Raw genomic sequence first — 686 nt, 5'->3', positions numbered from 1 at the left:
TCTTCGTGGACGCACCGGGCGGAGTGATGGCACCCAGCGAGCAGTCAGCGTTCCTTCGCTTACCCAACCTCAGGCGACCTGAACGATCTCGACCGCTCCGTTGGCGACGTGAAGGTCAAAGGTCAGACCGGTGGCCTTGCTGAGCTTCGCCAACGTTTCGAGCCGTGGCTGCGTCTCGGCAATCTCCAAGCGCGCAACAGCGGGCTGCTTGAGGCCGACCAGCTCGGCGAGGGCCCGCTGCGTGAGACCGTGTTCGACCCGGTAGGCGATCACCTGGTTGGCGACCTTCCGGGAGAACGCCAGCGCGTCCCACTCCTCGCGGAACTCCGGATCCTGGCGGTGCTCTTCGATGACCTGGTCGAGGGTCTTGAGCTCCGACAGCTTCATCAGTCCTCCTTCAGGTCGTTGAGCCGTTCCACGGCCACGGCGACTGCCCGCTTGTACTTCCGCTTGTCGTGGTGTCCGATGGCGCCAACGACGACGAGCTTTGCCCCCATCCGCCGGTAGAACACCCGCCACGGGCTGTCGCCACCTCGGGGACGTAGCTCCCACAGGTGGTCGGCGTCCACGACGGCACTGGTGTGCGGGAACGGTAGATCCGTGCCGCGTTCGCGCAGCTTGTCGAGGGCGTTGTCGATCGCCGCGCGCTCGCCTGCAGGGATCTTGGCCAACTCGTCGGCTGCATC

The 686-nt window shown here is 65.7% G+C and carries 2 protein-coding genes; both read right to left on the bottom strand.

Translation table 11 applies throughout. The annotated features are described in order from the left end of the window. Nucleotides 1–69: 69 nt before the first annotated feature. Complete coding sequence (locus tag U9978_RS09080; protein ID WP_322760628.1) at nt 70–387, bottom strand: helix-turn-helix transcriptional regulator; 318 nt, start codon at nt 385–387, stop codon at nt 70–72. Continuing rightward, the coding region (locus U9978_RS09075) for a type II toxin-antitoxin system RelE/ParE family toxin (RefSeq protein WP_322760627.1) at nt 387–686 on the bottom strand (300 nt) is incomplete at its 5' end. The genes U9978_RS09080 and U9978_RS09075, both read right to left, overlap by 1 nt.

Source organism: Protofrankia sp. Cr2 (assembly GCF_963555885.1).
GTDB lineage: Bacteria > Actinomycetota > Actinomycetes > Frankiales > Frankiaceae > Protofrankia.
The sequence above is the reverse complement of the archived record's forward strand: the minus strand, read 5'-3'. Positions and strand labels throughout refer to the sequence as shown.

What these genes read in the sequence shown, in the direction of transcription:
- U9978_RS09080 (WP_322760628.1), bottom strand. Translation starts at nt 387, where the DNA reads ATGAAGCTGTCGGAGCTCAAGACCCTCGACCAGGTCATCGAAGAGCAC.